The sequence below is a fragment of the Streptomyces sp. NPDC016851 genome (genome assembly GCF_055562795.1).
In genome coordinates this window covers 107,815-117,487 of the sequence record NZ_JBVHEP010000023.1, presented here as the reverse complement: position 1 = coordinate 117,487, position 9,673 = coordinate 107,815, and the positions used below count along the sequence as shown (strand labels likewise).

Genomic DNA, 9,673 nt, shown 5'->3' with positions numbered 1-9,673 from the left:
CCCGGTTGGGTTTTCCGCGGGGGGCTCACCCGGCCGCCCCCCCCAAAACGACGGGCGGGTTGTGGCCCGGCCCCGCAACACGGGGCCCCTTTCGTCCCCGTCAGCGAGTGCCGACCGCCGCGCGCACGGCCCGCCGGGCCATCTGGCAGTCGTCGTGCAGCCGCCGCAGCAGCAGCCGCTGCTCCTCGCCGGACGGCGCAGCACCAGGGTGGGCCGGACCCGGTGCCGCCGGGGTCGTGTCGTGCATGGAACGCTGCACGGCCGTCTCGTAGGTACGGATCTCCCGGGTCAGCACCAGCATCAGGTTCACCAGGAAGGCGTCCCGCGACGCCGGGCCCGCCGACTGGGCGATCTGGCTGATCTGCCGACGCGCGACCGGTGCGTCCCCGAGCACCGACCACAGCGTCGCCAGGTCGTACCCCGGCAGATACCAGCCCGCGTGCTCCCAGTCCACCAGCACTGGACCGGCCGGTGACAGGAGGATGTTCGACAACAGTGCGTCGCCGTGGCAGAACTGGCCCATGCCCTGCCGCCCGGCCGCCTGAGCGATGCCGTGCAGCAGCTTCTGGAGATCACCCAGGTCCCGGTCGGTGAGCAGGCCGAGCTCGTGGTACCGCGAGATCCGGGCCGCGTAGTCCAGCGGGGCGTCGAACGTGCCCGCCGGCGGCCGCCAGGCGTTGAGCCGGCAGATCGCGCCGAGTGCCGCCCTGATGTCCGCCCGCGGCGGCGCCTCGGCCGGGTGCCGCTGGAGCGCGGCCACCCGCCCCGGCATCCGCTCGATCACCAGTGTGCAGTTGTCCGGGTCCGCCGCGATCAGTCTCGGCACCCGCACCGGGGGGCGGTGCCGGACGAACGAGCGGTACGCCGCTATCTCGTGGCGGATCCGCTCGGACCAGGCGGGGGAGTGGTCCAGTAAACACTTGGCGACGGCCGAGCTGCGACCGGTCGTGCCGACCAGGAGCACGGACCGCCCGTTGCGGCGCAGGACCTGCACCGGGGCGAACTCCGGGCAGATGCGGTGCACGGACGCGATCGCCGTGCGCAGCTGCGCGCCCTGGGGGCCGGACAAGTCGAGTCTCCCGCTGAGCGGTTGGGAACCGAGGACCGCGCCGCGCCGTGCCCTGCCCGCACCGAGCACGGGGGCCGCCGGCCGCGCGGGGGCGAGGTAGGGGCCGCTGTCCGTGGGACGGGGGTGCAGCGACCGGGGCGGTGCGGACACGGAGGACGATGCTGCGTACATGGGCGAAACAGATCCCTTCGTGTGCCTGCGACGACAGTGCACCACCCGGCCCGGGCTCCCGGGAGCACCCTGGGGAATGTCCCTGCGGCGACCGGGTCGGGGTGGCGCGTTCCTACCTGACACCCGATGACCAGTGGCACACCATCTGGCGCACCCTGGCGAACCCTGGCGAATAGTCGCCCGGCAAGTCTCCCCGGGCTACTGTCAACTCAGCCGAGAACCTGGGGGCTTGACGTGAGCGGACAACCCAACACCCGGCTCGCGGACCTGTTCGGCCTGGCCGGCTGGTCCAAGGGCGAACTCGCGAGGCTGGTCAACCGGAAGGCGGCGGCCATGGGCCACCCCCAGCTGGCGACCGACACCTCCCGGGTGCGGCGGTGGATCGACATGGGAGAGATCCCGCGCGATCCGGTGCCGCGGGTGCTGGCGGCTCTGTTCACCGAGCGTCTCGGCCGTGTCGTGACCATCGAGGACCTCGGTCTGGTCCGGCACGGGCGTGCGGGGAAGCGGCAGGGCGGCGGGAGTGCGGAGTCTCCCGACGGAGTGCCGTGGGCGCCCGAGCGGACCGCCGCGGTCCTCACCGAATTCACGGGAATGGACCTCATGCTCAACCGACGCGGCTTGGTGGGCGCGGGCGCCGCGCTCGCCGCGGGATCCGCACTCAGCAGCGCCATGTACGACTGGCTGCACACCGACCCTGCCCTGACCGCCGACGCTCCCGACCTCGACCATCCCCTGCACGCCGACCCTGCTGGGTTCGACCGCTACGAGGCCGCCCCCATCGGGTCGCAGGAGATCGAGGAACTGGAGCGCTCGGTCGAGGTGTTCCGCGCCTGGGACGCGGCCCGCGGCGGCGGGCTCCAGCGCAAGGCCGTGGTGGGCCAGCTCAACGAGGTGGGCGGCATGCTCGCCTACCGTCACCCACCCCATCTCCAGCGGCGCCTGTGGGGCGTCGCCGCCAACCTGGCCGTCCTCGCGGGCTGGATGTCGCACGACGTCGGCCTGGAGCCCACGGCCCAGAAGTACTTCGTCATCGCCGCGCACGCGGCCAGAGAGGGCGGGGACCGGCCCCGCGCGGGCGAGGCGCTCTCCCGCGCGGCCCGCCAGATGGTCCACCTGGGCAAGCCGGACGAGGCCCTGGACCTGATGAAGCTCGCCACGTCCGGCTCCGGCGACGAGGTGCTGCCCCGCACCCGGGCGATGCTCTGCACCATCGAGGCCTGGGCACAGGCCTCCATGGGCAAGGGCCAGGCCATGCGCCGCACGCTCGGGCAGGCCGAGGACCTGTTCGTCTCCGACAAGGCCGACGTACCACCGCCGGACTGGATGCAGACCTTCAAGGAGGAGGACCTCTACGGCATGCAGGCCCTGGCCTACCGCACGCTCGCCGAGTTCGAGCCGGGCGCGGCCGCGCATGCCCAGCACTACGCGGAGAAGGCGCTGGCCCTGCGGGTCGACGGCCGGCAGCGGTCGAAGATCTTCGACTATCTGTCGATGGCCTCGGCGTGCTTCATCGCGGACGACCCCGAACAGGCCGACCGGTACGCGCGACTGGCGCTGGTGTCGATGGGCTCCAACTCTTCCCACCGCACCTGGGACCGGCTGCGCCAGATGTACCGGCTCACCGCCCAGTACTCCGGTTACCCGAAGATTCAGGAGCTGCGGGAGGAGATCAAGCTCGCCCTGCCGAAGACGAAGGGCAGGGGCGGCAACCACGCACAGGCCTGAGTTTCCTATGCCGTGACCTTGGCGACGAGCACGCTGGCGTTGTCCGCGCGCTCGCCCTCGCCGAACTCCTGGACCACCGTCCGCAGGCAGTCCTGCGCGGTGGCGGTCCCGGTCAGACGCGGCGCCAGATCGAGGAGGAGGTTCGCGGCCGCCGTCCCGGTGTGCCCGGGTACCAGCCCGTCGGTGTGCAGGAGCAGCAGATCGCCCACCTCGAGGGTCTCTTCGGCCTGCCCGTAGACAGCGCCCGAGGTGGCGCCGAGCAGCACGCCGTCCGGTGCGTTCAGCACACGCCCCGTCCCGTCGCGGAACAGCAGCGGGGCGGGGTGTCCGGCCTGCGCCCACACCAGGGTGCGGGTTTCGGGGCGGTAGCGGCAGCAGACGGCGCTGCCGAGGGCGGGTTGCACGGTGGCGTCGAGTAACTGGTTCAGCCAGGCCATCAGCCGGCCGGGCGGGGCGCCGGCCATCGCCATGCCGCGTACGGCGCCGAGCAGCATCGTCATGTTCGACGTGACGCCGACGCCGTGTCCGGTGAGGTCACCGATGCTGAGCAGCGTCTCGCCGTCGGTCAGTTCGAGCGCGTCGTACCAGTCACCGCCGATCAGCGTGTGCGTGGACGCCGAAAGACGCCGGGCCGCGAGGTCGAGGGTCCTGGGACCCTGGTGGGGGAGCCGCAGGGAGCCGAGCCACGGCGGCAGCACGGCCTCCTGCAACTCGACCGCGAGCCGGTGCTCGGTGCGCGCGTCCTGCCGCCGGTCGGGGAGCGAGTCACGGGTCTCGCTCACCACCCGCTGGCTGCGGCGCAGTTCACTGACGTCCCGCAGTACGGCCCACATCGAGGCGGTGCTGCCGTCGGTGTCGAGCACCGGTTCGCCCATCATGTGCACGGTCCTGACGTCGCCGCCCTGGCGTGCGATGCGGAACTCGCCGTCGATGGGCCGGGCGTCGACGAGGCAGTTCGTGACCATCGCCGTCAGCTTCGGCCGATCCTCGTCGAGCACCAGGGACGGCAGCTCGTCGAGGGTGAGCGGGGGAGCGGCGGGGTCGCGGCCCAGGATCTGGTAGAGCTCCCCGGACCAACTGGCCTCGTCCGTCAGCAGGTTCCACTCGGCGCTGCCGACCCGGCTGAGCAGTGAGCCGGGCGCGGGCGCGGCGGGTTCCGGGGCCGCTGTGGGCAGGGGCCCGTCCCGCAGCTGGGCCAGGTGCTCGTCGAGGTCGTTGAGCTGGTGCAGGGCCAGGTCGTACAGGGCGCGCTGCCAGCGTCCCCGGGGGTGGTCCGATCCCGCTCCCTCGGCGTCGCGCCGCACGGCGTCCATGTCGCCCTTGAGCCGTCGCGTCTGCGAGATCAGCGCGTCGACCGAGCCGCGTCCGGGCGGCTGGGCGGCTGGACGGTCCGCGGAGAGGTGGGACGGCATGACGCACTCCGATGCGGGGACGGTACGGCCAAGGCGGACGGAGGGACCGTTACGACTGTTGCACAGCCCGCGACGCCCTGTAAGGGATTCGGCAACACACGATACGGGGGTGCTTCTGGCATATGCCACAGTCTCACGGAGTTACTCCGAGGTAGGTGCGGAGCGGGCCCTCCGGGGGATCAAGTCGTAGATTACACAAGGGGTTTGACGGTCCGTCGGAACGACGTCGCCCGGTTGCTGCGCGTGTTCGACGACCCTGTGTTCGAGGGTGTCAGTACCGCAGGACTCCGGCGATGCCCTCCGCCTCGCCGAGTGCGCCGTCCGGGACGAAGCGGACGTCGGCTCCCGTCTCCAGGCACTGCTCGACGATCTCGTCCACGATGTCCTCGCGGGACTCGCGGGACTCGCGGGGGGACTCGCCAGGCTCGCGGCCGGCGCTCTCGGCGAGGATCAGATGGTCCCCGGCCTCGCTGACCGTCACGCGGTAGTTCTCCTCGACGGCCAGCAGCCGGACGCGCCCGTCCCGGGCGCTCTGCCAGAGCTCATCGACGCCGGCGGCGAACTCCCGTCGCCCCCGGGCCGTTTCGAGGGCGCGGGTCACGGCGTCGTCCGTGTCCCTTCGGGCCTCCGTCTCGATCACCGGCCGGATGGCCTGCCACACGGACTCGGGCGTCCCGTGCGCGAGACCGCCGTGCGGAACGTGCGCCGCCCCCTTGGTGGCGCTGCCGACCTCGTCCAGCAGGGCGAGTGCGGCCGGCGGGCCGGTGACGTACAGCGGTCGCGGGTGCTCGCGCAGGACGGTGCTCATGGCGGTGTCGATCTCGCGCAGGAACTGGCGGGTGCGCTCCTCCCGGAAGGCGCTCGGCTGGTCGCCGATCCGCTCCTGCCGTTCCGGGTCGAAGTTCTCCACGCGGCGGGTCAGCGGGAAGCCGTCCGCGCGTTGCTCGGTGACGCGGTCGGTGCCGCCGTTCCACAGGGTCGCGCGGTCCGCGGAGAGCGACAGTACCCAGAAGGGCCGCTCCGCCGTGTGGGCGGAGACGAGGTTGCGGGTGAGGAAGGTGTCCGAGAGCACCACGCGTTCGGGCACGGACCGGGCGAGCGACCACACCTGGTGCTCACCGGAGGCGGCGAAGATCGCCAGACCGTCCTCGGCATGCGTCAGATCGACCTCCGACAGGGCCTGGTCGAGGTGGCGTGAGACCTCGGCCCGCCGCTCGCGGCTGACCGCCGGATCGGCCTCCAGCTGCCGCTTGGCCTCGGCCACCGCGTTGCGCAGCCGGACCTGGTCCTGGGTCTTGTAGGGATCGCGCCGGTGGGTCGGCGTCAGCACGGAGACCGCGGGGTAGGGGCGCGGGCGCCGCAGTTCGGCAAGGGTCGCGGGACTCAGAACGTGCTCCATGACAGAACGATAGAGCGGATCGGCCATTGGGGCATTCGGGGCAATCGGTACCCGCCCGTCGAGCCGTCGGCGCCCCGGAAGTTGGGGAAGTTTTTGCCGCTGGCTGATTTCCGCCGGAGGCGGCCCCGACGGAGAGCGGGTCACCGGATATTGCGCGTGCAAAGTCCGGCCGAAAGCGGGGGTCGCGGGCCGCGCTCACGTTACGGGCGAGTTGACCGCACACCGGTCGCTGTCACACGCTCGAAATCTAGATGGTCAATACAACTGATTTGCGGGAGGTACGCGTATGTGCGGCATCACCGGCTGGGTCTCCTTCGACCGCGACCTGAGTGCCGAGGGGGCGGCCCTGGACGCGATGACCGAGACGATGGCCTGCCGCGGCCCGGACGACCGCGGTGTCTGGGCCGAGGGACCCGCCGGCCTCGGCCACCGCAGGCTCGCGATCATCGACCTGCCCGGCGGCCGCCAACCCATGACCGCCGCCACCCCGCACGGCACCGTCGCCCTGGTCTACTCGGGCGAGGCCTACAACTTCGGCGAACTGCGCGGCGAGCTCACCGCCCGCGGCCACCGCTTCACCACCGACTCCGACACCGAGGTCGTCCTGCGCGGCTACCTCGAATGGGGCGACGCCGTCGCCGAGCGCCTGAACGGCATGTACGCCTTCGCCGTCTGGGACGGCCGCACCGACCGGCTCCTGCTGATCCGCGACCGCATGGGCATCAAGCCCCTCTACTACCACCCCACGCCGGACGGCGTCCTGTTCGGTTCCGAGCCCAAGGCGATCCTCGCCAACCCGCTGGCCCGCCAACCCGCTGGCCCGCCGACGCGTCGGCCTCGACGGCCTGCGCGAGCTGTTCACCATGATCAAGACCCCCGGACACGCCCTCTGGGAGGGCATGCACGAGGTCGAGCCGGGCACCGTCGTCACCGTCGACCGCGCGGGCGTGCGCCACCGCGTCTACTGGGAGCTGCGGACCCGGCCCCACACCGACGACCGCGACACCACCGTCGCCACCGTCCGCTCGCTCCTCGACGACATCGTGCGCCGCCAGCTCGTCGCCGACGTGCCCCGCTGCACCCTGCTCTCCGGCGGCCTCGACTCCTCCGCCATGACGGCGCTCGCGGCCCGGCAGCTGGCCGCGCACGGCGAGCGCGTGCGCAGCTTCGCCGTCGACTTCGCGGGCCAGGCCGACCACTTCGTCGCCGACGAATTGCGCGCCACCCCCGACACCCCCTTCGTGCACGACGTGGCCCGGGACGCCGGCACCGATCACCAGGACATCGTGCTGGACGCGGAGGCCCTCGCCGACCCCGGCGTACGGGAGAAGGTGATCAGGGCCCGTGACCTGCCGGCCGGTCTCGGCGACATGGACGCCTCCCTCTACCTGCTCTTCCGGGCCATCCGCGAACGGTCCACGGTGGCCCTGTCCGGCGAGTCCGCCGACGAGGTCTTCGGCGGCTACCAGCAGTTCTTCGACGAGGAGGCCCGCCGGGCCGACACCTTCCCCTGGCTGGTGAGCCTCGGCCGGCACTTCGGCGACGACGCCGGCGTCCTGCGCCCGGAGCTGGTCAAGGCCCTGGACCTGGAGACGTACGTCGCCGACGGCTACCGCTCCGCCGTCGCCGGGGTCCAGCGCCTCGACGGCGAGAGCGACTTCGAGTTCCGGATGCGGCGGATCAGCCACCTGCACCTGACCCGGTTCGTCCGGATCCTGCTCGACCGCAAGGACCGCGCCAGCATGGCCGTCGGCCTGGAGGTCCGGGTGCCGTTCTGCGACCACCGGCTCGTCGAGTACGTCTACAACGCGCCCTGGGCGCTGAAGTCCTTCGACGGCCGGGAGAAGAGCCTGCTCAGGGAGGCGACCGCGGACCTGATCCCCCGGTCCGTGTACGACCGGGTCAAGAGCCCCTACCCGTCCACGCAGGACCCGAAGTACGCGGACGCCCTGCGGAACCAGGCGAAGGACCTCCTGGCACGGCCGGACCACCCGGTCTTCGACCTCGTCGACCCCGAGCGGCTGCGGCAGGCCGCGCACCGCGACACGCCCGTGAGCGGCCAGGCCGCGCGCCGGGGGCTGGAGCGGGCCCTGGACCTGGCGATGTGGCTGGACCTGTACGCACCCGAGGTGTCACTCGGCTGACCGGGGGACCCGTGGCCGCGCCGGCTCACTCGGTGTCGTGGTCGGAGCCGCAGGAGCTGCCGTCCGGCGGGAGTGTGCCGTACAGCAGGAACGCGTCGACCTTGCGGTGCACGCACTTGGAGGAGCCGTAGCCGGTGTGGCCCTCGCCCCGGTTGTCGAGCACCACGGCCGACGACCCGAGCCGTTCGGCCGTCTCCACCGTCCAGCGGTACGGCGTGGCCGGGTCGCCCCGGGTGCCGACGAGCAGCATCCGCGGGGTGTCGAGATCCTTGACCTCGTCACGGATGAAGTCGGTGCCCTTGGGGCGGCCGTAGCACATCAGCACCTGGGTGAGCCGGTACCGGCCGAAGACCGGCGACGCCCGCTCGTACCGGGCGCGCAGCCGGCCGAGGTCCCTGCCGATCTGCGCGGCGGCGGGGCGGTCGGGATCGTCCGCGCAGTTCACCGCCATGAGCGCCGCCGGCAGGTTGTCCATGGGCACCTCCTGCGGGTCGGTGAGCCCGGTGTGCGCCGCCCGCCACGGCGGGTGGGCGACGCCGCCGGAGGCAAAGGCCTCCAGGCGGCTGGTGTCGCCGTCCTCGAGCAGTTGCGCGACGGCCCGCTGGAGCGAGGGCCACAGCTCCCTGCTGAACAGCCCCTGCGCGAGGGCGCCCGCGAAGTCCTGCCCGGAGAACGCCTCACCGAAGTCGGTCGGCACCGGGTCCCGGTCGAGCGACTCGACCACCTCGACGACGTGCTCCCTGGCCTCCCGCGGGTTCTGCCCGAACGGGCAGGCGATGTCCTCGGTGCACCAGGCGAGGAAGTTCTCCAGCGCGGTCTGCTGCCCCTGTGCGCTCACCACACCCTGCTCGGCCAGCGGCTCGGTGAGGGTGTCGACGCCGTCCAGCACCATCCTGCCGACCCTGCCGGGGAACTGGGCCGCGTACACCGCGCCGAGCCGGCTGCCGTAGGAGAAGCCCAGGTAGTTGAGCTTGCCGTCGCCGAGCGCGTCGCGTATGACGTCCAGGTCGCGGGCGGCGTTCACCGTGCCGATGTGGCGCAGGACGGGACCGGAGTGCTCGGTGCACTCGGCCGCCGCGTCGCGCAGCTTGTCGAGTACCGCCTGCGGGTCGGCCACGGCCGCGTCGCCGTCCGTCGCGTCCAGCGGGTCGTCCGGGGCGTTGCCGCAGCTGACCGGCGAGGAGCGGCCGACGCCCCGGGGATCGAAGCCGACCACGTCGTAGCCGTTCGTCAGGCCCATGAAGTCCTTGCCGGCCATGGCGAGTTGGCCCACGCCCTGACCGCCCGGGCCGCCGAAGTTCAGCAGCAGCGAACCCCGGGACTTTCCCGTGGCCCGGTAGCGGGCCAAGGCGAGATCGAGGGTGCCCTTCCCGGGCCGGGTGTAGTCGAGGGGGACGGTGACCTTGCCGCACTGGAGGTCCTTCGGCATGTCCTCGCCCTCGCACGCCGACCACTTCACCTTCTGGTCGTAAAAGCGCCCCAGACCGGGCCCGGGACCGTCCGCGGCCGGCAGCCCCGCACCCAGCAGGGCCAGCCCGGCCGCACACGGAACCGCGCAACGCCTCACCGAGGAGCGCGTGGACAGCTTGGCCAGCATCGATGCCTCCAGGGGCGCCCCACAGCGGACCGGGGACCGGCGCCCTCGCTCACCATAAGCGCGCACCGGAAGCCTCGCCTCCGGACGAGCGGCCGGGGGAGGAGTGCCTTATCCTGCGCGGCCGCGTCGCGCATACGAAGGGCTTTACCGCTA

General features: G+C 72.3%; 5 protein-coding genes and 1 pseudogene. 2 read left to right on the top strand and 4 right to left on the bottom strand.

The window, feature by feature from the left end; translation table 11 throughout:
* Window positions 1-100 precede the first annotated feature (100 nt).
* Window positions 101-1,240 (bottom strand): aminoglycoside phosphotransferase family protein, encoded by a 1,140-nt coding sequence (locus ACZ3I3_RS31200; protein WP_356927386.1) that lies wholly within the window; start codon window positions 1,238-1,240, stop codon window positions 101-103.
* A 234-nt stretch (window positions 1,241-1,474) separates the two neighbouring features.
* On the opposite strand from ACZ3I3_RS31200, the gene ACZ3I3_RS31195 reads away from it, so the two are divergent.
* Complete coding sequence (locus ACZ3I3_RS31195; protein ID WP_467370536.1) at window positions 1,475-2,968, top strand: DNA-binding protein NsdB; 1,494 nt, start codon at window positions 1,475-1,477, stop codon at window positions 2,966-2,968.
* Window positions 2,969-2,973: 5 nt separating this feature from the next.
* Here the strand turns inward: ACZ3I3_RS31195 and ACZ3I3_RS31190 are convergent, their stop codons facing one another.
* Together ACZ3I3_RS31190 and ACZ3I3_RS31185 are read right to left on the bottom strand one after the other, a co-directional pair.
* Window positions 2,974-4,380, bottom strand: a complete 1,407-nt coding sequence (locus ACZ3I3_RS31190) for a PP2C family protein-serine/threonine phosphatase (RefSeq protein WP_467370534.1) — start codon at window positions 4,378-4,380, stop codon at window positions 2,974-2,976.
* Between the two features lie 271 nt (window positions 4,381-4,651).
* Window positions 4,652-5,779 (bottom strand): baeRF3 domain-containing protein, encoded by a 1,128-nt coding sequence (locus ACZ3I3_RS31185; protein ID WP_467370532.1) that lies wholly within the window; start codon window positions 5,777-5,779, stop codon window positions 4,652-4,654.
* A 286-nt stretch (window positions 5,780-6,065) separates the two neighbouring features.
* Here ACZ3I3_RS31185 and asnB point away from each other — a divergent pair.
* A pseudogene (asnB, locus tag ACZ3I3_RS31180) lies at window positions 6,066-7,923 on the top strand (asparagine synthase (glutamine-hydrolyzing)).
* 25 nt (window positions 7,924-7,948) lie between these two features.
* On the opposite strand, the gene ACZ3I3_RS31175 reads toward asnB, so the two are convergent.
* A complete protein-coding gene (locus ACZ3I3_RS31175) occupies window positions 7,949-9,520 on the bottom strand; it encodes an alpha/beta hydrolase (RefSeq protein WP_467370531.1) in 1,572 nt (523 codons plus the stop codon).
* Window positions 9,521-9,673: the final 153 nt, after the last annotated feature.